This window comes from Enterococcus sp. DIV1279b, assembly GCF_050531515.1.
Taxonomy (GTDB): domain Bacteria; phylum Bacillota; class Bacilli; order Lactobacillales; family Enterococcaceae; genus Enterococcus_D; species Enterococcus_D casseliflavus.
On sequence record NZ_CP172891.1, the window covers coordinates 1,463,167 to 1,489,297 of the forward strand.

At 41.7% G+C, this 26,131-nt stretch carries 19 protein-coding genes; 17 read left to right on the plus strand and 2 right to left on the minus strand.

What is annotated here, in order from left to right:
* Nucleotides 1-100: 100 nt before the first annotated feature.
* From IGI71_RS06805 to garR, 7 genes are all read left to right on the plus strand, one after another.
* Nucleotides 101-1,654: an Ig-like domain-containing protein gene (locus IGI71_RS06805; protein ID WP_430616273.1), complete on the plus strand. Its 1,554-nt coding sequence runs from the start codon at nucleotides 101-103 to the stop codon at nucleotides 1,652-1,654.
* 684 nt (nucleotides 1,655-2,338) lie between these two features.
* Complete coding sequence (locus IGI71_RS06810; protein ID WP_010748021.1) at nucleotides 2,339-3,691, plus strand: enolase C-terminal domain-like protein; 1,353 nt, start codon at nucleotides 2,339-2,341, stop codon at nucleotides 3,689-3,691.
* A 109-nt stretch (nucleotides 3,692-3,800) separates the two neighbouring features.
* Nucleotides 3,801-5,111, plus strand: coding sequence for an SLC13 family permease (locus IGI71_RS06815; protein ID WP_010748022.1), 1,311 nt, complete (start codon nucleotides 3,801-3,803; stop codon nucleotides 5,109-5,111).
* Nucleotides 5,112-5,231: 120 nt separating this feature from the next.
* On the plus strand, nucleotides 5,232-6,560 hold the full coding sequence (locus IGI71_RS06820) for an enolase C-terminal domain-like protein (protein WP_175445283.1): 1,329 nt from the start codon (nucleotides 5,232-5,234) through the stop codon (nucleotides 6,558-6,560).
* 49 nt (nucleotides 6,561-6,609) lie between these two features.
* Nucleotides 6,610-7,506, plus strand: a complete 897-nt coding sequence (locus IGI71_RS06825) for a dihydrodipicolinate synthase family protein (protein WP_010748025.1) — start codon at nucleotides 6,610-6,612, stop codon at nucleotides 7,504-7,506.
* 32 nt (nucleotides 7,507-7,538) lie between these two features.
* Nucleotides 7,539-8,684: a glycerate kinase gene (locus tag IGI71_RS06830; RefSeq protein WP_010748026.1), complete on the plus strand. Its 1,146-nt coding sequence runs from the start codon at nucleotides 7,539-7,541 to the stop codon at nucleotides 8,682-8,684.
* Between the two features lie 12 nt (nucleotides 8,685-8,696).
* Nucleotides 8,697-9,581: a 2-hydroxy-3-oxopropionate reductase gene (gene garR / locus IGI71_RS06835; RefSeq protein WP_010748027.1), complete on the plus strand. Its 885-nt coding sequence runs from the start codon at nucleotides 8,697-8,699 to the stop codon at nucleotides 9,579-9,581.
* Between the two features lie 320 nt (nucleotides 9,582-9,901).
* Here garR and IGI71_RS06840 read toward each other — a convergent pair whose 3' ends face one another.
* Nucleotides 9,902-11,029 (minus strand): CdaR family transcriptional regulator, encoded by a 1,128-nt coding sequence (locus IGI71_RS06840; protein ID WP_231434867.1) that lies wholly within the window; start codon nucleotides 11,027-11,029, stop codon nucleotides 9,902-9,904.
* 302 nt (nucleotides 11,030-11,331) lie between these two features.
* On the opposite strand from IGI71_RS06840, the gene IGI71_RS06845 reads away from it, so the two are divergent.
* The 9 genes from IGI71_RS06845 to IGI71_RS06885 all read left to right on the plus strand — a co-directional run bounded on the left by IGI71_RS06845 (nucleotide 11,332) and on the right by IGI71_RS06885 (nucleotide 23,479).
* Nucleotides 11,332-12,384, plus strand: a complete 1,053-nt coding sequence (locus IGI71_RS06845; RefSeq protein ID WP_010748030.1) for an LPXTG cell wall anchor domain-containing protein — start codon at nucleotides 11,332-11,334, stop codon at nucleotides 12,382-12,384.
* A gap of 297 nt (nucleotides 12,385-12,681) precedes the next feature.
* Nucleotides 12,682-14,205, plus strand: coding sequence for a helix-turn-helix domain-containing protein (locus tag IGI71_RS06850; RefSeq protein ID WP_010748031.1), 1,524 nt, complete (start codon nucleotides 12,682-12,684; stop codon nucleotides 14,203-14,205).
* A 240-nt stretch (nucleotides 14,206-14,445) separates the two neighbouring features.
* A complete protein-coding gene (locus IGI71_RS06855) occupies nucleotides 14,446-15,354 on the plus strand; it encodes an ABC transporter ATP-binding protein (protein ID WP_430616275.1) in 909 nt (302 codons plus the stop codon).
* 2 nt (nucleotides 15,355-15,356) lie between these two features.
* Entirely contained in the window at nucleotides 15,357-16,160 is an 804-nt protein-coding gene (locus tag IGI71_RS06860; protein ID WP_010748033.1) for an ABC transporter permease, read from the plus strand.
* 107 nt (nucleotides 16,161-16,267) lie between these two features.
* Nucleotides 16,268-16,486, plus strand: a complete 219-nt coding sequence (locus IGI71_RS06865) for a YneF family protein (RefSeq protein WP_005235432.1) — start codon at nucleotides 16,268-16,270, stop codon at nucleotides 16,484-16,486.
* Between the two features lie 200 nt (nucleotides 16,487-16,686).
* A complete protein-coding gene (locus IGI71_RS06870) occupies nucleotides 16,687-18,435 on the plus strand; it encodes an ABC transporter ATP-binding protein (RefSeq protein ID WP_201688961.1) in 1,749 nt (582 codons plus the stop codon).
* Entirely contained in the window at nucleotides 18,435-20,210 is a 1,776-nt protein-coding gene (locus tag IGI71_RS06875) for an ABC transporter ATP-binding protein (RefSeq protein ID WP_010748035.1), read from the plus strand. The genes IGI71_RS06870 and IGI71_RS06875 overlap by 1 nt, the downstream gene beginning before the upstream one ends.
* 305 nt (nucleotides 20,211-20,515) lie before the next feature.
* Nucleotides 20,516-21,358 (plus strand): BglG family transcription antiterminator LicT, encoded by an 843-nt coding sequence (gene licT / locus IGI71_RS06880; protein WP_005225819.1) that lies wholly within the window; start codon nucleotides 20,516-20,518, stop codon nucleotides 21,356-21,358.
* Nucleotides 21,359-21,559: 201 nt separating this feature from the next.
* The gene (locus IGI71_RS06885; protein WP_074535726.1) at nucleotides 21,560-23,479 is read left to right on the plus strand and encodes a beta-glucoside-specific PTS transporter subunit IIABC; all 1,920 of its coding nucleotides are present in this window, start codon (nucleotides 21,560-21,562) and stop codon (nucleotides 23,477-23,479) included.
* Between the two features lie 78 nt (nucleotides 23,480-23,557).
* Here IGI71_RS06885 and IGI71_RS06890 read toward each other — a convergent pair whose 3' ends face one another.
* A complete protein-coding gene (locus tag IGI71_RS06890) occupies nucleotides 23,558-24,478 on the minus strand; it encodes a MurR/RpiR family transcriptional regulator (protein WP_010748037.1) in 921 nt (306 codons plus the stop codon).
* A gap of 260 nt (nucleotides 24,479-24,738) precedes the next feature.
* Between IGI71_RS06890 and IGI71_RS06895 the strand changes: the two genes are divergently transcribed.
* Nucleotides 24,739-26,130: a 6-phospho-beta-glucosidase gene (locus IGI71_RS06895; RefSeq protein ID WP_005225822.1), complete on the plus strand. Its 1,392-nt coding sequence runs from the start codon at nucleotides 24,739-24,741 to the stop codon at nucleotides 26,128-26,130.
* Nucleotide 26,131 lies beyond the last annotated feature (1 nt).

The window sequence follows — 26,131 nt, forward strand, 5'->3', positions numbered from 1 at the left end:
TGAAACGAAAAGACAACTGTTAATGACAATATTCATGTCGAGTACAGTAATTGCTGTGATCGATGGGGTTAGCTAAGCGCTCACTTAAGGGAGGAAACCAATGATCAAACGTTTAGGAAAAGCATTTGCTGTCTTGCTGCTGTTGATTCCTGTTTTTGCTGGTATGCGGGTAGTTTATGGGGAAACCGATGTGGGTGCCAAGCTGATTACAAATGTATCGATCGTTAATAGCCACAACGAGGTCATCACAAGTATTGAAAAGGATGATTCCTTCAAAATAGATATGACCTGGAGTTTGGAGGACTTAGGTGATTTAAAAGCAGGTGACAAAGCGACCGTCACCTTGCCAGCTGAGATTGAAGGCGTTAATAATACGTATGCTTTATACGATGAAAATAACAACTTAGTGGTCAATGTTACCCAAGTTGGCAATCAGCTGATCTTTGTTTTCACAGAATTTGTCGAACAAAATACCAATGTACATGGGGACTTTTATTTTTGGACAAAGTTCAGTGATGACGTGATAGAAAATCAGATCAACAACATCAACTTTGAAACGGCAAATGGGACGCAATCGGTGCCTATTTTTATTCAAGCAGTGGATGACACAGGGGAGGGTGCCTTACTCACCAAACAAGGACTGTATTTAGGTACGCAAGAACCCAAACGGATCATTGATTGGCGTGTGTATATCAACTCGTTTGACACGGACCAAGTGACGATCAAAGATGGAACGTTTATTGACTTTGTAGGTCCTCATCAGACTTTAGTTAGTACGAGTGCTCGAGTGGTCTATGGACCCAGCGTTTCCAACCCAACGTATGTCGAGCAAGTACCGATCGTTTTAAATAGTGATGGGTCCTTTGAAATTCCTTTGCGGGATACGGAGGAACGGATCTACATTACCTACAAAACAGAAACGGATGGTTCATTGGAACAATATACCAATCGGGGCATCCTTGATGCTTTGGTCAATGATGTGCCAAGAACAAGCAGTATTACTGGCTATACGCCACGCTATGGTGGCGGTGGTGGCGGAACCGGTGAACCAGGAGAGTCCAGCAGCACGGAACCAAGTAGCGAAAGCAGTACAAGTAGTACGGAACCAAGTAGCGAAAGCAGCACTAGTAGTAGCACGGAACCAAGTAGCGAAAGCAGTACAAGTAGCAGTACGGAACCAAGTAGCGAAAGCAGTACAAGTAGTACTACCGAACCAAGTAGTGAAAGCAATACAAGTAGTAGCACGGAACCAAGTAGCGAAAGCAGTACAAGTAGTACTACCGAACCAAGTAGTGAAAGCAATACAAGTAGTAGCACGGAACCAAGTAGCGAAAGCAATACAAGCAGCACGGAACCAAGTAGCGAAAGCAGTACAAGTAGTAGCACGGAACCAAGTAGCGAAAGCAGTACAAGTAGTACTACCGAACCAAGTAGTACAAGCAATACACTGGAAGGTTTGCTAAATAATAGTGGGTCAAGTCACTCTTCCAGCTCGGCAAGAAGTGATGATGCCAACCATAATAAGCAGAAGCTTCTCCCGCAGACGGATGAAGTCTTGAATGATCGGTTGATTTTCTTAGGAATAGTCATACTGTCTATCGTTACCTATGTGACGCTAAAAAAATCAATGGGGAAAAGTCCCTTCAACAGATAACAAAAGTCTATAACGGGCAAAAACAAACATAATTATCCAATGGGGACTTGGGTTAGCAGAAAAAAGAATAAAAAGTAGTGACAAAACCGTTCATGTGTTTTGATCGACTGATTCAGTAAAATTTAGTTCTTTTTACTGAAAGAGGTCATCAAGGGCATTATCGGTTTTTTTGCTATTTTCTCGATGGGTGACCTACAGTTTTTTCGCTTGTAGCCCGCCGATTACAGAAAAAATTTGGCTTTTTTGGAATTCTTAAAATGGTTTCTGTAACATTTATCAAGCAGAAACGATGCGGATAACTATCTCACATACCCTTTTTATTCGCGAAGAATATTTGTATTCTTAGAGCAAGTTAATGATCATAAACCGCTTCCATACGCTGACGCTTTTTCGACATATGACTGGAAATGTGCGAGAAATATCAGAAGTTCCCTTAGTCTAGTTAGTGTTTCGGACCCTTCTTTCTAGAAACTGATTTTTGTTTCGATTGCTCGAAAAATGAGCAGAATTCTTCAAAAACATTTACTGACCAATGGATTGTGATTTTGTTAACAAGAATGAGCGAAGAAGGGTTCAGTGGTATGCACAGGAAGCAATTTATAAAAACCTAAAGCGTTTTGATTACGAATCATGTTTTTTCTTCAAACTGAACAAACCAAAAATAATAGAGAAGGTGGAATGAATATGAGTAAAAATGGTTCTCCAAAAGTGACAAAGATGCAGGTGTTTCCGATTGCTGGTTATGACAGTCCGACCCTTACCTTAAGCGGGTGTCATGCACCTTATTTTACGAGGAATATTGTTGTATTAGAAGACGAAACTGGGAATAGAGGCATTGGTGAGATCCATGGCGGTGAAGACATCACCAAAATGCTGGAGAGTTACATTCCTTTTGTCGTGGGGCAAGAAATTGCCAATTATCGTAATGTGATTACAACGATTCGCAAAAATGCAGCGGCGATGAAAGGAAACGATGGGGAAGGACTTCAAGGGTTGGATTTAAAAAATCTGAAATTTGTCGTCCAAGCGGAGGCAGCGGTTGAATGTGCGATGCTGGATCTGCTTGGTAAGTTTCTAAATAAACCAATGTGTGCGTTATTAGGTGATGGTCAGCAGCGTAATGAAGTTGAAGTGTTGGGGTATTTGTTTTATATCGCCGATGCAGGGAAAACCGATCTGCCTTATCGCATAGAGGAAGAGCCAAAAGATGAGTGGGAGCGCATTAGAAGACAGGAAACATTAACACCTGAGGGAATGGTGCAGCAAGCAAAAGCACTTGAGACACGCTATGGGTTCAAAAATTTCAAAGTCAAAGGTGGCGTGCTGAAGGGAACAGAGGAAATGGAAGCAGTAGTTGCTTTACATGAGGCGTTTCCAGAAGCGCGGATCAATATTGATCCTAATGGTGCTTGGTCGTTAGCAGAGGCAATCGAGCTTTGCAAAGACAAACTAGACACGATTTCTTATGTGGAGGATCCATGTGGCCCTGAAGCAGGTTTTTCAAGTCGTGAGATCATGAATGAATTCAAAACAGCCACGAGACATCAAGTGGCAACAAATATGATTGCGACCAACTGGCGACAATTTTATCATGCATTAAATTCAAAAGCAGTAGATATCGTTCTGGCTGATCCGCATTTCTGGACATTAAACGGAAGTGTTCGCATGGCCCAAATTTTGAATGACTGGGGATTGACTTGGGGTTCTCACTCCAATAACCATTTTGATATTACGTTGGCAACGTTCGCACAGTGTGCCGCAGCTGCACCAGGAAATATTACACCAATCGATACACACTGGATTTGGCAGGATGGACAAGAACTTTGCGATGACACTGTCTTGATTCAAGATGGCGTGATCAAAATCACCGATAAACCTGGCCTAGGTATTGAAATCAATATGGAGAAATTGCTGGAAGCACATCAATTGTACCAGTCAATGGACCCAAAATACCGTGATCGTGATGATTCAATTGCGATGCAATACTTTATTGAAGATTGGCAGTTTGACTCAAAAAAACCTTGCTTTGTGCGCTAAAGGTATTTATTGAAGGACTACTTGATGTCAGAGATATAGCTGAAATTTTTGCTTGAAGTTTCGGCTATATTCCTCTTTGACTGATCTATTATTCGGAGGGATATAAAAAATGAGCTATTTAGCTATTCTTGGCTTTGTCATGATGACATTGATCACGGGTTTATTACTAAGAAATAAAATAAATATACTTGTCTGTTTTGCATTGATACCTGTCGCATTTTCTTTTTTAAGCGGGGCAAGCTGGACAGCGACGGAAGGATATATCGCTGACGGTCTTGATATGACACGAGACATCTTTTTGATGATCATGTTTTCATTACCTTATTTTTCTCTGATATCTGATGCAGCAGTTTTCGATATTATGGTATTCAAGTTTTTGAAAAAAGTAAAAATCAAAGCGCCGATTCTCTGCAGCTTGACTGTGTTTATTTCTGTGATCACCACATTAGATGGAAGTGTCATGTCGACCTATCTAATTGCGATCCCGTTGTTTTTGCCGCTATTTAAGAAGTTGAAAATCGATCCGGTGATACTCGTCTTTCTTTGCTCAGTCGGTATCATGTTAGGATCGATCACACCATGGAACGCGCGGATCTTACGGGCTGCAAGTCTGCTTCCGGATGTACCCAATGCACCGATGACCTTATTTACCACCTTGCTACCTGTTTGGATCACTGTCTTTATCGGAACGATGATCCTTGGTTATTTCTTAGGTTTAGGTGTCCATAAAAAGCATATGGCAAATGGAGAAAAGTTTGAAGGGATCGCTGATTCATTAGCGAAAGAGCAAAACTATGGACCGCTTGCTCGTCCCAAGCTATTTTGGTTCAATCTGATCTTGACCATCCTCTTAGTGATCGCTTTGTCGTTTTCAAACCTGCCTTCTTACTATATTTTCGCAGCTGGTTTGATCATCGCTTTGTGCGTGAACTATCCGGACTTCAAAGATCAAAATCAATTGATCAGCAAATATGCTTCAAAAACATATCCGATTGCGCCCATCGTTTTGCTTTCTGGGGTTGTCGTCGGGATCTTGCAAGGAACGGGCATGATGGATGCGATGGTTCAAGTTCTCGTGAATATTATTCCCGCTGCTGTTGGTCCCTATGTTCATATTGCGATCGCTATCTTCAGCACACCATTGATGCTGTTGTTTACCAACGATACTTGGTTTTTTGCGCTCATTCCGATCATTGCAGCTTTAGCAGGAGAATATGGCGTTGCTCCAGATATTGTTGCCTTGACATTATTCTTTAATATTGGTGCGTTTGCTTCACTGATTGCCCAACCACAAATCATCATGGCTTGTGATTTAGGGGAAACCAATGTACGAAAATTCTTGCGTTATTCCTTCTTTAAATTCTGGGGAATCAGCTTGGCATGGACGCTAGTAGGGATCTTATTGGGGATCTTTATTTAAAAATGTTCTTTAGCACATAAATTCACTGTTTTTCGACGAAAAGTCTGCACTCGATACTCTGTATTCTTTTTTTGGAAAACAGTATATTAAAAACTATCAATTTGACTAGGAGAGATTTTGATGATTCCAAAAATCGTAAAAATGGAAGTTGTCCCTGTAGCAGGACATGACAGTATGCTATTAAATCTAAGTGGAGCCCATGGCCCTTTCTTTACTAGAAATATCGTTATTTTAACTGATGACACGGGTAATACAGGTTTAGGAGAAGTGCCAGGTGGTGAGAAAATTCGTCAGACATTGGAAGACTGTCGTGAATTAGTTGTGGGTCGGACTTTGGGCGAATACAAAAACATCGTGAAAGAGATTCACGAACGTTATGCGCAGTTGGATGCTGGTGGGCGCGGGAACCAAACATTTGATTTACGAACGACGGTTCATGTTATGACTGCTGTTGAAGCACCATTGTTGGATTTACTAGGACAGCACATGCAGGTGCCCGTTGCCGCTTTGTTAGGTGAAGGACAAGTGCGGGAATCAGTGAAGTTTTTAGGTTATCTGTTTTATGTAGCAGATCGCAACAAAACAGACTTGCCTTATGCTTCTGACAATACGCTCGATGATTCATGGGGAGCACTACGTCGTGAAGAAGCGATGACACCAGAAGCAATCGTCAAGTTAGCGAAAGCTGCCTATGAGCGCTATGGTTTTGAGGACTTTAAATTAAAAGGCGGCGTGTTATCAGGGCAAGAAGAAGTACAAACCGTCAAAGCGTTGAAAAAAGAATTTCCCAATGCTCGGATTACCCTTGATCCGAATGGCGGATGGTTACTAGATGATGCAATTGCGCTTTGCAAAGACCTTCACGGCGTATTAGCGTATGTAGAAGATCCTTGTGGTGCAGAAGGTCGCTTCTCTGGTAGAGAAACGATGGCAGAATTCCGCCGAAAAACAGGATTGCCGACGGCGACGAATATGGTTGCAACGGATTGGCGAGAAATGAAAGCAGCGATTCGCTTAGATAGTGTGACGATTCCGCTGGCAGATCCGCATTTTTGGACGATGCAAGGCAGTGTGCGTGTGGCGCAGTTATGTCATGACTTAGATTTGACTTGGGGTGTGCATTCCAATAATCATTTTGATATTTCTTTGGCGATGGTCGCTCATACTGCAGCGGCAGCACCTGGGGAAGTAAATGCCGCCGATACCCACTGGATTTGGCAAGATGGCGAAGGCTTGACCAAAAATCCGCATCAAATCAAAAACGGTGAAATTACCATTCCAAGAAATTCCCATGGCCTTGGGCTGGAACTTGACCGAGAAAAGCTAGATGCGGCGCATCAATTGTATTTAAAAGAAGGCTTAGGGGCGCGCAATGATGCGATTGCCATGCAGTATCTGATTCCTGGCTGGACATTTGACAATAAAAAACCAGCTTTAGTCAGAGAGTAATCGAGGGAATACAAATTAATCGAAGCTTTCAGTGAGAGGATTGACCATAATGGAAAAAGAAAAAATTAAAGGGATCATTGTTCCTTTACTCACGCCAGTGAATGAAGAAGAAATGATTTGCGAAACTAAGTTGCGAAAGATCGTACGGCATGTGATCGATCATGGTGTTCATGGCATTTTGGCTTTTGGCAGTAATAGTGAGTTTTATATGTTCGAACATGATGAAATGCTTGCAGCAACAGAAATCATTTTAGATGAAGCCGCTGGAAAAGTACCTGTTTTCTTTGGGATGGGCCCAATACGTACGAAACATGCGGTGGCACTTGCCAAACAGGCAGCAAAATTGCCGATCGCTGGTATTTCCGTTTTACACCCAATGTTCATCAAACCCACAGAAGAAGCATTGTACAATCATTTTAAAGCAATCGCAGACGCGGTTTCCGATACGATGGTGCTTTTGTATAACAATCCAGCAAGAGCTGGGTATTCGTTGAGTCAACCATTGATCGAAAAGCTGGCGCATACCGTTGAGAATATCGTAGGGATCAAAGATTCAAGCGGAGATTTGACCTTTCTAAGCGAACTGGTTCGACGGAATGCTGATGTTGGCTTTCGAGTGATTGCAGGAAAAGATACCATTGTTTATCCTTCACTCTGTGTGGGAGCAGTCGGCGGGGTGTGTTCAACGGCAAATATTTATCCTGAATTGGTTTGCGGTATTTATGACCAGTACGTATCTGGTGATTTTCAAGGCGCGCTAAAGAACCAATTTACCCTGAACCCAATCCGTTTATCGCAAGATGCAGCAAGTTTCCCTTCAGCTACCAAAGATATGGCAAACTTGATGGGCTTGAATGTGGGACCTTCGATCTTGCCGACGGAAGCAAGTAAGGGCGTTGTTTTAGACAAGATGATTGATGAAATGAAGAAGGCGGGTTTCTTATAATCAAGCCTAACTATAGAAAAGGGGGTGGATTCATGGAAGAACAGCGAATTGTGATTGCAGCAGATTCTTTCAAAGGAAGTGCCTCCAGTAAAGATATCTCAATGTGGTTAGAAAAAGGGATTCGTCGGGTTTTGCCCCATAGTCCTATCGATAAATTTTCAGTCGCCGATGGTGGAGAAGGCACAGTCGAAGCTTTAGTTGATGCCTTGGCAGGAAAACGAAAAAGGATAACTGTTCAAAATCCATTGGGAAATCCTGTGAAGGCGCAATATGGTGTTTTACCTAATCAAATCGTCGTATTAGAAATGGCAGAAGCAAGTGGGATTACTTTAATCGAGCAAAATGCTGAGAATGCCTTAAACGCTTCGACTTACGGGGTAGGGGAGTTGCTTTTGGCTGCCCTCGATGAAGGCGCAAAAGAGATCTACCTTGGCATAGGCGGCAGTGCAACGAGTGATGGCGGGACTGGAATGGCAAGAGCATTAGGGGTCTCCTTTTACGACGATCAAGGAAAGGACATCCCGAGAGGATTAGCTGGATTAGCAAAGCTTGCTTCGATAGATATTTCTAAAATCGATCCACGATTAAAGGATGTAAAAATCAATATTTTATCGGATGTAACGAATCCGTTAGTCGGTGAAAAAGGTGCCATTGCTATCTATGGTCCTCAAAAAGGCATTCCGATTGACCAAACGAAAACCTATGATCAGTGGATGAAACATTATGCCTCTGTGATCAAAAAAGAGATGCAGATTGATATTGCTGACGCACCAGGTGCAGGGGCAGCAGGCGGTCTAGGGGCTGCATTGCAAGTGTTTTGCCAAGCCAAAACGTGCAACGGTATTGAAACGATCTTAGATTTAGTAGAAATTGAAAAGAAAATTGCCCAAGCTGCTCTCGTCATAACTGGCGAAGGCAAGCTTGACCAGCAATCGCTGAATGGCAAAGTTCCTGTGGGGATTGCCGAGCTAGCCAAAAAGCACCATAAACCGGTGATTGCTGTGGTCGGTAGTCGGGAGAAAGAGGTTTCGGCAGCTTATGCCGCTGGAATTGACCTTATTTTGCCAATCATCCATCGACCAATGAGTTTGCAAGAAGCAATGACACAAGTAGAGGAAAATGTGGTGATCGCTGGAGAAACCGCGATCCGAGCATATTTATTAAATCAACGAAAGTAGGAGATGGTATTGATGAAAGTAGGATTTGTCGGTTTAGGAATCATGGGTAAACCAATGGTGAAAAATATAGTAAAGAATGGCTATGAGGTTATTGTGTTTGATTTTAACCAATCCGCAATCGATGAAGTTGTTTCAGCTGGTGCACATGCAGCAGAATCAGGCGCCAAGGTGGCAGAAGTAGCAGAAGTGATCATTACGATGCTGCCGAATTCTCCAAACGTAGAAGCGGCACTATTCAATCCTGGAGGGATCGCTGAAGGCTTGTCAGCTGGTAAAACAGTCATTGATATGAGTTCAATCGCACCAAAAGCCAGCCAAGACTTTGCAGCTCGTTTGAAAGAACAAGGAGTCCATTTTATTGATGCGCCTGTCTCTGGTGGAGAACCAAAAGCCATTGATGGAACGATCGCGGTAATGGTTGGCGGAGAAAAAGCAGTTTTTGAGAAATATGAAGCTTTATTGAATACGATGGCTTCTTCTGTGACACGAGTGGGTGAAGTAGGAGCTGGAAATATTACGAAACTAGCCAATCAAATGATTGTAGCGATCAACATCGCAGCTATTTCTGAAGCTTATTGTCTAGCCAAAAAAGCAGGTGTTTCTCCTGAAGCAGTTTATCAAGCCATTCGCACAGGTTTGGCAGGAAGCACAGTCATGGATCAAAAATCAGAAAAGATTTTTTCTGGCAACTTCGATCCTGGTTTCCGTATCGAATTGCATATCAAGGACTTGCAAAATGCATTAGACACCTCACATGATAGTAATGTTTCTACACCATTTACAGCATCTGCAATGGAGATTATGCAATCACTGAAAGCCTACGGATTAGAAAAAAGTGATCATTCTGCAATCGCAAACTATTATGAAACGATCAATGATTTAAAATTGCAAGGTTAACAGTAACGAATCGAGGTCATTTGTTTTACTTTTCATTGAAAAGAGAGCACGGAGCTGTTCACAACTAAAGGACATAATAAAAGAGCGTTTCTTCTCAGAGGAGCGCTCTTTTTGTTATGTGTATTGAAACTCAGAAATACAGTGTAAAAACAATTTTGCGTCAACTGGAAGACAGAAAACAAGGAAACGTTGCTGGTGCTATGAGTTAGGCTGTCGATGGATGATCACGCTGGTTGGAAACAGATGACTTGAACAACAAATGATACCATCGATTTTAAATGCGAAGTTTGTTACGCTGAAGCATTTGCTTGTTCAACAAATCATCTCTCTAGATTAGACAAGCGATAACTCATAAAAGCAGCCGACAACACAGTAAAATCACTCAAATTACGTGGATTGTAGCCCGTCTTTTCCGTGATGCGATTCAGTTTGTTTTGAAAAGTATTCTTGTGTAAAAAAAGTGCCTCGGCACACTTCATAATACTACCATTGTAGCGTTTATACGTTTCAAAGATCAATTGGAACTGCTCAATCTCCTCAACTGTCAGACTGCCAAGCACTTTCTTTTGCAATTGTTTATTATCTTCTGTAGAAATCCCGACAAAGAGCAACCCATAATCCATTTTTTGATAAGAAGAGATGGTCGCACTTTTTTGATTGATCAACCAATTGACGGTTTTTTGCGCCTTTTCATAACTAGACCAATACTCATCGATGGTTTCTGCTAAACCGCCGATCCCAAAGGACATTTGACGATCAAAACGCTTAGAAATATCCTTTTGCATTTGCATCAGTAGGGGGATCAGCGAAGCTTCTTCCTGCTTTTCGAAAAACAGGCAAATTTCTTGATTGATCAACGAGAAGAAACTACCTGGAAAAATGTGCAAATGCGATTGGATGGTATGGAGCAGTTTTTCATAATTCAGATTATTTTTTTCTCTAGTAAAAAGGAATTTCCCTATCACGAGGATGCGAGGTCGTTCCAAATCAATGTCCAAGAGCGAGGCTAAATAAGCCGCCAAGCTATCATCTCTTTGAGGAGCGATCAGCATCGTAGCTAGATTGTGGTAGTTTTGCCGTTGATGGAAATTTGTCAATTGAATCCAGTTTTCTCGGATCAAAATCTCCGTCATTTTTTTGATAATATTCCCCAAAGGTTCTACCTTTGTACGCTCGCCAGTAATTCCAATAATTGCTACAACAGATTGATTAAAAAGGACCGGGATATTGATTCCTTTTTTTGCTCCTTTAAATTGATTGTCATGTTCAATCGTTAATGTCTGTTGATTTTTGGCTGCTAAACGGGCGCCTTCATGACTGGTACCAATCCGCACGGTATCTGTACTAGCTATGATCGTACCCGAGGTATCAAAAAGATTGATTTCATGGTTGATGATATCTTTTAAGCTTTTAACAATCAATTTTGCTACTTTTGGCTCTAATTCCATCGATCACGTACTCCTAAAGGTTGATTTGCTTATACTTGAATTTTAGCACAAAAATGGTCATATATTATATATAATATATATTTAATGATAAGTAATAAACTGTTTTATTGGCGGTGGTAAAAGTTCGAGAGAGTTTCAAATGCGGAAGAGGGTGGTAAATATCTTTTCTATATATAATACTCGAAATTAAAGATGCCATTTTATTGGGTCTTTCCTTTTTTTTTCGGCGCATGTTTTCTCTGAGAATTTATTATAATTTCCTTATCAAGTTATCTTGAAATATTCATTTAGGAAGTGAGGAAATGAGAAAACTGGTTGGAATCGTGTTGATTTTGCTGTTAGCGGGATTATTGCTGCTGGTGTTTGGTTTCGATCATACTTCAGCAAAAGAACGAGCGGGAGGGAATTTATCGTTTTCTGTTCAAACGAACCGAGTGATCTATGATGAAGCCTTGAAAGTCATTACGATCCCGGTACGGCCGAACAAAACGCTGACTTCACAAAACGTTTGTATCCGTTTAACTTATGGTTGGGATGGCAATGGACACAGTGAAAAGGTGATTGGTGAAACGTATCTAACAAATGTCGATTGGTTTTCAGGTGTTGAAAACTACTTAAGGATCTATGCTGAGATGGCCATCGATGAGATCAAAAGTGTGGATAAAGTAGATTTAGTTGTGATTTATGACGGTGAAACAACGATTACTGAAAACTTGAAGCCTAGTCAATGGCAGGTAATAACACCCCCGAGCTCTAGTGAGCGCACGAACTCTGAGATAAGCGCAAGCTCTAAGGTGTCTGAAGAAACAGGCTCTTCCTTTAGTAGTATCGAACCGAAATTTAGCGACTCTCAATCGACGGATCCAAGGACTTCTACTACGGAAAACACAAGTCAGGATTCTCAAAGTATCGAAAGTAGTCACAATGCAAGTGAGTCAGAAAACTTCAACACCCAACCAGTTAGTGAGAGTGAATCGAGTCAGACAATTAGGAGTCAAGAAACCACCGAAACAACAGGAACAACGACCGTTAGTGAAGCGGCATCTGAGGATCTTTCAGATTCAGAAACGAAACCAAACAAATTAGCGCCTAACCAAAGTCAGTCAAGCAAGCGAAGTGTTTCCTCCAATGATCCCGCAGGCAAACAACTCGCTAAAGCATCGTCTTCAGTGAAAATGGAACAGGAACAACGTACGGAGACAAGCAGCGCTAAGGAGGTCAATGGAGCCTTACTACCGAAAACCGGCAGCAAAAATACGAGTATTCGCTATTTACTCTTTGGTCTAGGCGTGGTTATCCTTACTGTCTTCTTTTACTGGCTGAATCGAAAGTTATTTTCTGATGAGAGACAGTAAAGAAAAAAGCCGAGGATAATGAGAGAATTGATAACCCACGATTGGAATTTTCTTCCCCAGAAAGCACAATCACGTTTTGTTTTACCGTTTTTAACAAAAAGTCTGACGATCGTTTTGAGGCGTCAGACTTTTTTTATGAAAATATACAGATAACGAAAGGAAAATTTGTTAAAAGTGATTTGACAGAAAAGAGCGCACGGTGGTACGATCACCAAACACTGCCAGCTTACAATTTTGTAAGATGACAAATTTAGGATAAAAACAGCGTTTGCTGATTATACAAGCGAGGGAAATTTCATGTTACAGGCACTTTTGGATACGACAGAAAAACAAATTTATGCGTTTCTAAGTTATTGTTACGAAACGAACAAGAAAGACTATACAATTAAAGAGCTCTCAGGTGTTTTCGATAGGAAAACCAACAAAATGCAGTCGATCGTTCAGCAAGTAGAGGTGTTTCGTGCACGCTATCCTCAGTTTACTTTGACCTATGATCGGCTGGAAAAAGAAGTGTCGATTGCTTTTTCTCCACGATTTCTATTGAGCCAAGCCTATAGTGTATTGTTGCAGGGAACCGTTGGGTTTATCTTGCTGGATGCACTCTTTCAGGGGGATTATCATTCCCTTGAACAACTCAGCCACAAAACCTTTAGCAGTCCCCGCACGATTCAACGAAAATTGCAGGAGTTAAATCATGTTTTGGCGAACTATCATTTGTCCTATAGTTTAAAAAAAGGTGATCCTTTGGCAGGTGCTGAATATGCGATCCGCTATTTTTATCATCTTACCTATTGGCAAATTTTTGATGAGAAGGACTCACAAGTCTTGGCATCGATCAAGGAGAAAGAGCAGGCTGAAGCGTTGTTTGAAACCCATGCTTCTTATATGAGAAAAATCGATATCGATAAATTTCTTCATCTATTCGCTATCTCCGTGCAAAGAATCCATCAAAAGCATCCGCTTTCGTTTTTACCAAACGAAGTACTTACCTTTGAGCACCCATTAATTGAAAAAAAACAGTTTGATCAGGTCTTTTTGAACCCATTGTTTAACAGGAATCATCTGCCGTTTTCTGAAATTTCGGAGGTTGAACGCAGCTTCTTGTATTATATGTTTGGCGTAATGAACACCTATCTTGAGGAGGATCTCGATGCTGCCAACATCTCGTGGCTGACTCAGCCAACGTACCAGCAAGAAGCGCAGCTCGTTGAAAAACTAGCCGTGTATTTTCGGTTGACGTTTACAGAGGCCGAAAAAAACTATTTACTGGTTAATCTGGTCATGATCCATTCCGCCTCTGGCTGTTTTGGTACGCGACAAAAAAGCGATAGTTTTGGCAAAACAACCGACGAGCAAGAGCTACAAGCCGCTTTTCCAGTGCTTTATCCAACCATGAAACGGTTTTTTTTGGAAGCGACTGTTTCTTTACCAGAGTTGCGTAGATTACTGCAAATGAATGATCGCTTGATTTTCCAATACTGTATGTTACTGAGAGTTATTTTTATCAAATATGAACAGCCGGTCACGTTCTCGATCCATTCGAAATACGGAAAAACGCAAGAGCTTTGGATCAAGAACCGCTTGATGAATGCCACGCATCGAGCGATGGCCCATTATTCGCTGTCTCAAAAACCAGATTTGGTCATTAGCGATTATCCGATCCATCAGGAATTTTCCGAGGAAGAACAGCCTTACCTCTTTTATTGGAATGGTCACCCAAGCGCAAAGGAGTGGAAACAGCTCAAGCAAGTGATCAAACAGATCAGAAGTGCCAAGAACAAGGCTGCGTTCGCCCAACTGGCATTCACCCAAACGGAGTGAGCCAGCTATAAGATCGAGCAAATAGAACTTATAATTTTGCCAAGCTTTTGACTAGCAGCAATAGGGCAAACGTGAAAAGCATCAGTGATAAACGAAGTTGTCAAGAAGCAATAACAGGAGCATCGATGTTCCTTTTTCGCTTCTTGACTTTTTTTTACAGAGATGGCATGGTATACATATTATCATAACGTTTTTTATTTAAAATCGTTGCAGAAATGGTGTTAGGAAGAAGGGGTAACTTTGACAGAAGTATTAGCACTGCAAAATGTTTCCAAATTGATTGGAACCAAACGAATCATTGATGATGTTTCCTTTGTGGTGGACCAAGGACAAGTCGTTGGTTTATTAGGGCCCAATGGGGCTGGGAAGACGACGATCATCCGAATGATCGTTGGCTTGATGAAGCACAACACAGGATCGATTGCCATTATGGGGAATTTATTGGATTCTTCTTTTAAAACAGCGATTGTCTCAGTCGGAGCGATCGTTGAGAATCCTGAGTTTTATAATTATATGACCGGTTATGAGAATTTGATGCAGTATCAGCGTATGGCGAAGAAGAAAGGCACAGCCTCTGAGCTAGAAGCCCTGATCCGTCAGGTGCATTTAGAAGGACATATCCATCAAAAAGTCAAAACCTATTCTTTAGGGATGCGTCAGCGTTTAGGTGTTGCCCAGGCGCTGGTCCATCAACCAGATCTATTAGTTTTAGATGAGCCGATGAATGGTCTGGATCCTAAAGGCATGCGGGAGTTTCGGGAAATGATTCTTTCTTTGCGATCAAAAGGGGTCTCTGTTTTAGTTTCCAGTCATCAGTTAAGCGACATCGAGCAAATTGCGGATCATTTGATCGTGGTGCAAAAAGGAAAAGTCACCCATCAAGTAGCAATGGCAGAGTTGAAAGCAGAGAAAAATGTGTTGATCATCAAAACCGATGATAACTTGCAAACAGAAGCACTGTTAAAAGCTTCCTTTGACGTCGAGGTCTTGCATGTAGAAGACGAATTGCACGTCACGTTGCAATCAGATCAGCGTTCAGAAATCGCTGCAGCGATCGTGACGGCGGGTATCGGCTTAAAAGAACTACGGACAAAGCAATCTTCTTTGGAAGATACATTCTTGGCTTGGACCGAAGAAGGAGGTTTGTAAGCATGCTGACATTGATAAAAAATGAATGGATCAAATTAACCAAAAAGCGTTCTACTTGGATCATGCTGCTTTTATTGGTTTTAATGACGTTTGGCTTGACCTATGTTGTACGCTTAGGTAGTCCAGAAATTGGTGCCAATGATTTATTTGCTTCTTTAAGCGATATGACGTCGTTCTTAAACTTATTTGTAGTGATTGTGGCGGCTTCTTCAGTAGCAGAAGAGTTCAGTCGTGGAACGATCAAGTTCTTATTGATTCGGCCTTTTTCCAGAAGCCAAATCTTAGCAGCAAAAGCCATCAACACGTTTTTATTTGCGCTTTTAGGGACTGCTGTTTTACTGATCAGTAGTTTAGCAGCCGCCAATTTATTTTTAGCAGCTGAATCACCTTTTGCTGCTACTGGCTACAACGGGCTAGCGGCGATTCTCGTTGCCCTTGTTTTTGCGGGAACCAACTTGCTATTGATTGTCTTTTATATTGCATTGACCATCTTTATCTCAGCCGTCATTCGCTCTCAAAGTTTGGCGGTAGGCTTAGGCTTGGGTATGTTGTTTGGAAGCAGCATCATCAACTCGATCATGCTTTTTGCGCAAGAAAAATACCCATGGCTGAAGTGGAATCCATTTAATTTTATGAATATTAAAGAGCAAATACCGAGTTTATTAAATAGTCCTGACATGCAGATGACTGCCTTTGATCCGGGATTGGGCTATTGGGAAATGGCGATCGGGATCCTTGTTTACAGTGTTTTAATCTACCTTTTAACAAATTGGTTATTCAACAAAAGAGATGTCGCATTAAGTTGAGGAAACGAGTGAAAGTTTTTGGATAAATCCAGCTTTCACTCTTTCTTTTTGTGTTTTTTTCTAGTAAAATGATTCATTGAGAGTACAAGAGAAAGGAGAGTTTTCGAATGGTTAGTGTAGGAATCGTAATCGTGATCGCTGTTGTTGCAGCATTACTAGGCGCTGTCGGCGGCTTCTTTTTGGCGCGTAAATATATGCAAGATTATCTAAAGAAAAATCCTCCCGTTAATGAGGATATGCTTCGCTCGATGATGATGTCAATGGGTCAAAAACCTTCTGAGAAAAAAATTCGTCAGATGATGCAGCAAATGAAAAACCAAAAGTAGGTTTTTTTCTAAGAAGCGGGCTGATTTTATCAGCTCGCTTTTTATTGCGGTAAAACGTACCAACTGATAAAAAATGTCCCCAGGCTGCTTTTTCTGTTTACGTTCTGTAAATAGTGGGGTAGCAATTGTAACTGAATCCAATGAATATTCGGAAAAATCGCAAAATTTAGGCAACAGGTCATAAAGAAATGGAGAGTGTTATGTCAATATTTAGGAAGTTAGGTTGGTTTTTTAAACAAGAAAAGAAACATTATTTGTTAGGCGTAGGCTCTTTAGTCTTGGTCGCCTTGGTACAGTTGGCACCTCCCAAAGTTATCGGGATCATCATCGATGAGATTGCGGAAAAAGAGATCTCGATGCAGACGATCTTTTTTTGGGTCATGATCTTGATTGCTTCAGCCATCGCTCAATACGTGTTTCGTTTTGTCTGGCGAACGCATATCTGGGGCAGTGCCGCTCGGCTAGAAAAAACGTTACGCAGACAGCTATTTGCACATTTTACAAGGATGGATCAGTTGTTTTATCAAAAGCATCGGACAGGTGATTTGATGGCCCATGCCACCAATGACTTGAATGCCATCCAAAATGTGGCAGGGGCAGGGATCTTGACCTTTGCCGATTCCTTCATCTCGGGAGGGGCAACCATCATTGCGATGGTTCTCTTTATCGACTGGCGGTTAACGATCATTGCACTATTGCCGCTGCCTTTCTTAGCAGTCATGGCACGGGTTCTTGGCAGCAAATTGCATGATGCGTTTCGTGACTCGCAAGAAGCATTTTCTTCCATCAACGACAAAGCTCAAGAAAGTATTACTGGGATGAAAGTCATCAAAACCTTTGGACAGGAAAAAGAGGACATCGCTGATTTTCAAACCAAAATCGACCATGCCATCATCAAAAACCGCAAAGTCAATTTTCTGGATGCCTTGTTTGATCCGTTTATTACGATCATCATCGGAATCTCCTATGTGCTGACGATCATCGTCGGCGGCAATTATGTTATGGACGGTACCATCTCGATCGGTCAATTGGTATCCTTCATCAGTTATATCGGTATGTTAGTTTGGCCGATGTTTGCCATCGGACGTCTGTTTAATGTGCTGGAACGAGGCAATGCTAGTTATGATCGGGTTGCCGAATTGTTGGCGGCAAAGACCCATATCATTGAAGCCAAAGATGCGGTCGATGCCCCAGCCCAAGGAACGGTTGACGTTCAAATCAATGATTTTCACTATCAAGGAGATGATTTTGCCCTGCAAGACATCCACTTTACTTTGCCAGCGGGTCAGACACTAGGTGTCGTCGGGAAAACCGGTGCTGGAAAAACCTCTTTGATGAAGCTCTTGTTGCGAGAGTATGATTCATTTGACGGGGTGATCACCTTCGGGGGCATCGACAGCAAGCAATACTCCTTGAATGCTCTTTTGGGGTCGATCGGTTATGTTCCGCAAGATCATTTCTTATTTTCCATGACGATTCGAGACAATATCCGCTTTGCTCAACCACGGGCTTCTCAAGCAGAAGTGGAAGCAGCTGCTGGATTGGCAGTGATCCACGAGGATATCAGTCAGTTTCCTGAAGGGTACGAAACGATGGTGGGGGAACGTGGTGTTTCTCTTTCTGGTGGACAAAAACAGCGTTTATCCATTGCCCGTGCTTTGATCACTGATCCAGAATTGTTGATTTTAGATGACGCCCTTTCAGCAGTAGATGCCAAAACGGAAGAAGCTATTTTACAACAATTACGGACGTTTCGTCAGAATAAAACAACGATCATTGCTGCCCACCGCCTAAGCAGTGTCAAGCACGCAGAAGAAATTCTCGTGATCGACAATGGGAAAATCAGTGAACGCGGGACCCATGAACAATTATTGGCTGCAAATGGCTGGTATAAAAAAATGTGGGACAAACAGCAACTAGAAGCCAAAATCGAAGGGAGTGAAGCCTAATGCAAGAATCAGAATGGAGTAAATCGATTCCCTTTAAAGAGCAAAAAAACATCATCAAACGAATGTTTCTTTTTGCCAAGCCATTTCGAAAAACCTTCTATGCAGCGATCTTTTTTGCTTTTGTGCTATCGATCGTCAATATCCTGTTGCCTTTGATCATTCAAACCTTTATGGATAATTATTTGACCAATCAAACGGCGACCCAGCAAGTCATTTATTTCTTTGCTGCATTGTATTTCTTTGGGGTGTTGGTAAAAGCTGTGATTTGGTTTTTCCAATGGTTCCTTTATTCGATGGGTTCTTTAAAAACCTATCAATATATTCGAGCAAAATTATTTGAAAAATTGCATAGTCTTGGGATGCGCTATTTCGATCAGACGCCAGCGGGTTCAATCGTTTCACGGGTCAGCAACGACACAGAAACGTTGTATGAATTTTGGTATGTCTTCTTGATGGTATTGACAGGGATTTTTGCGGTGGTTTCTTCTTTTGCCGCCATGTTTCGCATCAACGTCAAAATTGCTTTACTGAACTTGATTTTTCTGCCAATCCTAATGGTAGTCATCTGGTATTATCAAAAATTCAGCTCTCGTATCTATCGTCAAATGCGGGAAAAACTGAGTCAACTGAATACGAAATTGAATGAATCAATTTCTGGTATGCAGATCATTCAGCAATTCCGTCAAGAGGCGCGGCTGAATGAAGAATTCGAAGCGACCAACGATGATTATTTGAAAACTAGATACGCTATGATCCGCACGAATGCGCTGCTATTATCACCAATCATTAGTTTGTTGTATGCCTTAGCGATCGCCTTGTCGTTGACGGTCTTTGGGTTTGATGCCTTAGAATCGCCCATCGAAGTCGGGTTGATTTTCGCCTTTACGACCTATATTCAAGGATTTTTTAATCCCATGACACAGATGATGGATTTTCTCAGCGTCTTTACTGATGGGATGGTCGCCGGCAGCCGTATTCTAAAGATTATGGATAACGAAGAATACACGCCCCAGCAAAACCCCGATGCTAGTCAAACCATCACCAAAGGAAAAATCGAATTTCGCGATGTCAGTTTTTCCTATGATGGTAAAAACAACGTATTGAATCATATTTCTTTCATCGCCTATCCAGGTGAGACCGTAGCTTTAGTCGGTCACACAGGAAGTGGCAAGAGCTCGATCATCAATGTGTTGATGCGTTTTTACGAATTCGGGGAAGGGCAAATTTTGATCGATGATCAAGATATCCGCGACTTCACGATGGAAGAGCTTCGGAAAAAAGTCGGACTCGTATTGCAAGACGCCTTCATGTTTTATGGGGACATCGCTGACAATATCCGCTTATTGAATCAGGACATTCGTGAGGAACAGATCGAAGCAGCAGCAAAATTTGTTCAAGCAGATGCCTTTATTCAAAAACTACCTGGTAAATACCACGCCAAAGTGATTGAACGGGGCGCCAGCTATTCAAGTGGGCAGCGGCAATTGATTTCCTTTGCCCGCACCATGGTGACCGATCCGAAAGTACTGGTCTTGGATGAGGCGACTGCCAATATCGATACTGAAACAGAAGGACTGATCCAAGAAGGGTTGGCAAATATGCGTCAAGGGCGAACCACGATCGCGATCGCCCATCGTTTGTCTACCATCCGCGATGCCGAGTTGATTTTGGTGCTTGATAAAGGCTCGATCGTCGAACGAGGCACCCATGATGAACTTTTGGCTCAAAAAGGGTTGTATGCCGATATGTACCGTTTGCAGGCAAGTGAAGTTTAATAGTTTTAATAGTAACGCTAACCTTAAAGACTTTCGTTTTTAAGGTTTTTTTGTACGAAAAAAGAAAGAAGGGATGAAAATAAAAATAACGAACAACGATTGACAGCGCTTTCTACCTTTGCTATGATAAAGATAATAAAACTGGTTCTAATGGATAGTGATTGTTGATTTTTAACAAGCTAAACCTGATGAAGCTGCGGTATTTGCGCTGCTTTCATGAGGTTTTTTCTGTGTTGACTGTTGGCTCAGCAATAAAGACAAGCAATGAACCATATCCGCAATGATAAAGTAAGTGGGGGTAGGACATGAAAATCAGTAAAGTGTTAAACAATAATGTTGTGATCACTACCGATCAAAGTCAAAACGAGATTATTGTTATGGGGCGGGGGATTGCATTTAAGAAAAAAGTGGGAGATGAAATTTCTTCAGAAACGGTCGATAAAGTGTATCGCTTAGAAAATCAGACGATCTTATCTCAATTTCAAGAGTTGCTTGCTGACTTACCACTGGAATATCTTGAATTGTCCAATGAGATCATTGAGTATGCTCGGCGAGAATTGTCTTCCCCAATCAATGATTCCATTTACATCTCGTTGACGGATCACATGCACTGTGCCATTGAACGATCGAAAAAAGGAATGACGGTCAAAAATGTCTTGTTGTGGGATATCAAGCGTTTTTTCCCCGATGAATACCAAATAGGCTGCAAAACAGTAGAAAAAATCAAAGAACATTACGGGATTCAGCTGCCAGATGACGAAGCGGGCTTTATTGCTCTGCATCTGGTCAATGCGCAAACTGAGAATGGTGACCAAGGCAATATTGCTGAACTAACCCAAACGATGCAAGACATCATAAACATTGTTAAATATTTTTTCAAAACAACCTTTGATGAAGAGTCCGTTTATTTTTATCGCTTCACTACGCATTTGAAATTTTTTGTTTCAAGAATGCAAAACCATACTACTCATGTGGATGAAACCGATGAAGATCTTTTGGCTATGGTCAAAGTGAAGTATCGAAATGCGTATCAATGCGTACAAAAAATCGCTGAGCTATTAGAAAATCAGTATCAGTATCAAATGTCCAGTGACGAAAGTTTGTATTTAACGATTCATATTGCCAGACTTGTGCAAAAAAATCGTTGATTTAAAAAAAACAAGAAAGGAGAAGGATTTCTTGATTCATGAGAAGATGTCGAAAAAGAAGTATTTCTTCGCAATGATTCTTACTAAACGTCAACTTCAAGGCATCTGACCATGTAGCAAGAAATCAAAAAAAGAAAACATTTTGGATAGTGACATTCAGTTGGCTAAACCTTCAATACAAAAAAATTGGAGGAATCAAAAATGGGAAAATATCGTGAATTAGCAGAAAAAATCGTAGCAAATGTTGGTGGGAAAGAGAACATCAATAGCTTGACGCATTGTATCACACGCCTGCGTTTTAAATTAAAGGATGAAGGCGTCGCAAATGATGAAGTCTTAAAGAACATGGATGGGGTCGTGACGGTCATGAAGAGTGGCGGTCAATACCAGGTGGTTATCGGAAACCATGTACCTGATGTCTATGCAGAAGTGATCGATGTAGCAGGAATCAGTGGTGATGCTGAAGAAACAGCTTCAGGTGGCAACTTGTTTGATCGTTTGATCGATATTTTGAGCGGCTGCTTCCAACCCTTCTTAGGGGCTTTGTGTGCGGCGGGGATGATCAAAGGACTAAACGCACTGTTGCTTTTTATTGGTACAACAGGCTTGATCGATTATACAACGACGACTGGTACCTATGTGATGTTCAATGCGATCGGCGATTCGATCTTCATGTTTATGCCAGTGATTTTAGGATATACGTCAGCGAAAAAGTTTCGCTTAAATCCAATGGTGGGAATCGTGATCGGGTCAGCGCTTTGTTACCCAACAATTCAAGGATCTGCTTTGCAAGCCGCATTTCTTGCAGGCGCTGGCGAGGGAGCTGCTGCACCGTATAGCTTGTTAGGCTTGCCTGCGTACGAAACGTTTTTAGGAATTCCGTGGGTTGGCGCAACGTATACTAGCAGTGTGGTGCCGGTCATCTTTATCATTGCCTTTGCTGCGCAAGTTCAAAAATTTGCGAAAAAAATCATTCCTTCTGTTGTCCAAACGTTCTTAGTGCCGTTCTTGGTTCTCTTGATTGCATTGCCAATTGGGTTTTTGGTGATTGGACCTGTAATCAGTATGTTGACGGATCTTTTGAGCTCAGGATTTGAAGCGTTGATGGACTTCTCACCAGTTGCCTATGGCTTGTTGCTAGGTTTCTTCTGGCAAGTATTGGTTATTTTCGGTCTTCACTGGTCAGTCGTACCGTTACACATTATGCAAATCACGCAACTTGGTTATAGCCAGATTTTGGTAGCTACGTTTGGTGCCAGCTTTGCTCAAACTGCTGTAGTGATGGCGATGTACTTTAAACTGAAAGATAAAAAACTGAAAGCACTATGTCCACCAGCTATTATCTCAGGGCTTTTCGGTGTAACGGAGCCAGCGATTTATGGGATCACGTTACCGAAAAAAATGCCGTTCTTCTACTCAATGATCGGTGGTGCGGTCGCAGGTGCCTTCTTGATGATCAATGGAACAACGAGCTACACCTCTGGTGGGTTAGGGGTCTTTGGCATTTTCAACTATATCACTCCAGAAGGCGATGCTAGTGGCATGTGGTTCTCTGTCTTCGGAATCTTGATTGCTGCAGCGATTGGCTTTGGTTTGACCATGGCTTTCTGGAAAGATGATGCAGTGGAAGAAGAAATCGCAGAAGGACAACCAGCGATGACTGTTCGAAAAGAAGTGATCACTTCTCCAGTAGAAGGAACGATCGCGCCACTAAGCAGTGCCAAAGATGAAGCCTTTGCTCAAGGAGTGCTAGGAAAAGGCATCCTGATCCATCCATCAAAAGGCGAAGTTGTGGCTCCTTTTGATGGTACTGTGATGACATTGTTCCCAACCAAACATGCCATCGGGTTGATTTCTGAGAATGGTTTAGAACTTTTGATCCATATTGGTTTGGATACTGTTCAATTGAATGGTGAGTTCTTTGAAGCGCATGTGAAGCAAGGCGATAAAGTCACTCGTGGACAAAAATTGATCAGCTTTGATAAAGATGCATTGATCAAAGCAGGATTCAATATTGAGACCCCAGTGCTAGTGACCAACTCAGCGGATTATTTGGATATCATCGAGTCTGACAAACGAGAAGTTGGTTGTTCCGATGACTTGATCACGGCTTTAGTTTAGGAAATGTTTACTTGCAAAACAGCTATATAAGGATAAAAGCGATCGGTCGTGAAGGCTCGATCGCTTTTTGACAGTCATTTAATTGGGAAATAGTGAGTCTTTATAATGAAGGTTTTTATCATAGGTTGGTTCAGCGATTATCGTTGATGAAGTGGGGCGCTTATCATACGCCATCCCAATATCGATCAAATGCTGCAGATTTTTCTCATAGTGCTCCGAAAAGACGACTGCATACAACAAATCTAGCAAGTAGCAAACCGAGGTATTGATCGTAAAATTCGCAATCTTTGAATAAAGCCTTTCTCTTGTTGTGATATTTAAGACACAATCGCTTAATTTCGCTAACGCATTCTCGCCAATACTAGTCATCCCAATGATGGAGACCTGCCGTTCGGCAAGGATCTTACCGATTTCTTTAACCATTTTGTTTTCACCTGTGTAAGAAATCAAGATTGCGGTCGTATCGGAGGTACAGTTCGATGCCTCATAGGCACTTTCGCCGAAGGTATCACAGACGTGGATGCTTTTTCCTAAACGCCGCATCTTCAAAACAAAGTCTTGAGAAATCAAGGTGTTAGCATTGCTGGCGAAAATCCTGATATGGTTGGCATTGAGCAACGATTGTTTCGCTTTTTGTAATTCATCATGATGGATCAAGGATAGCGTATCTTCGATCGTTGTTTGTTCAAGCTTTGCCAACTTTTTGGCGATGGTCATAATGCCGTCATGGGAAGAGAAGGGAAAGTTCGCATCCACATCGGTAAAATGGCTGCTCATATAAGTTTGCTCTTCCACAAAGGCCGTTTTTAAGTCGAGCCAACCATTGAAGCCTAATTTTTTTGCGATCCGAATAAAAGTAGAAGGATGAACGTAGGTTTTTTCAGACAATTCCTTGATGGTTTGATCCGCCATCGCAGTCGGGTTGGCTAATAAATAATCGATCAACGATCGTTCCGCTGGTGCTAATTTGATTTGGCGCATTTTTTCTTGTAACAACATGGTATGTATGCTCCTTTTTACATTTTTTTAAGATTATTTGTAAATGGTTTTTACAGAAATTCGTTTTTATTCAGTACCTAGCGAATCGTTTACATCCTAATTATTCCTTATTTGATGCTCTTTGTAAATCTTTTTTACAAAACACCTGCAAGAAGAAGCGAGATTTGCAAACGCTTTTTCTAAATAGGCTATTTACATTGAATCAAATGTTTTTATGAATGATAATAAGAATGTAAATAAAATAGCAAAGGAGCAATACAATGACAAAAGGAATTAAAATTGCAACCATTGGTGGCGGCAGCAGCTATACCCCGGAGTTAATGGAAGGCTTTATCAAACGCTATGAAGAATTGCCGATTCGTGAGATTTGGCTAGTAGATATCGAAGCAGGAAAAGAAAAATTAGCAATCGTTGGTGCGATGGCACAACGGATGTGGGATGCGTCACCCTACGATGTAAAAATCCACATGACATTGGATCGAGAAGAAGCATTAAAAGATGCTGATTTCGTTACGACTCAATTCCGAGTAGGATTGCTGAATGCCCGTATCAAAGATGAACGAATTCCTGCTTATTACGGCATGATTGGTCAAGAAACCAACGGCCCTGGTGGTATGTTCAAGGCGTTTCGTACGGTTCCAATCATTCTTGAAATCGTTGAAGATATGAAACGCTTGTGTCCCGATGCCTGGTTGATCAACTTTGCGAATCCAAGCGGTATGGTGACTGAAGCAATCGTGCGTTACGGAAAATGGGACAAAGTCATCGGGTTGTGTAACGTGCCTGTCATGGCAACGATGGTTGAACCTGCGTTGCTTGGCAAAGAACCTGACGAATTGATTTACAAATTTGCAGGATTGAACCACTTCCACTGGCACAAAGTTACCGACTCACACGGCAATGACGTTACGATGGACATTATTGATAAAATGTATGAAGAAGACAATGGCTTACCGAAGAATATCTTTGATGTACCATTTTACAAAGAACAGCTGGAACAAATGAAGATGATTCCTTGCGGGTATCACCGTTATTACTATCGTCAAGAAGAAATGTTGAATCATGCGATCGAAGAGTACAAGACTGTCGGTACACGCGCACAGCAAGTAAAGCAAACCGAAGCCGAATTGTTTGAGTTGTACAAAGATCCTGAATTGGATCATAAACCTGAACAGCTGCAAAAACGTGGTGGTGCTTACTACTCAGATGCAGCGTGTGAAACGATTGCTTCCATTTATGCTAATAAAAATACCCAAATCGTCGTTTCAACCAAAAATGAAGGCGCCGTTCCAGATCTTCCTGCCGATTGCGTAGTCGAAGTAACAGCTTACGTTGGCGGACAAGGGGCTAGAAATGTTGCCTTTGGTGAGTTACCGACAGCTGAAAAAGGTTGGTTACAGGTAATGAAAGCAATGGAATTATTAACGATCGAAGCAGCTGTGACGGGGGATTACAATATCGCATTACAAGCCTTCACCATCAACCCATTGGTTCCATCAGGTGATACGGCAAAACGTGTCATGGACGAACTGTTTATTGCCCACAAAGATCACTTGCCTAAATTTAAGGAAACGATCGCACGTCTTGAAAAAGAAGGCGTAGAAGTACAAGATGAAGTAGCCCGCGAACTTGATCGCGAACTAGTTAAATAAA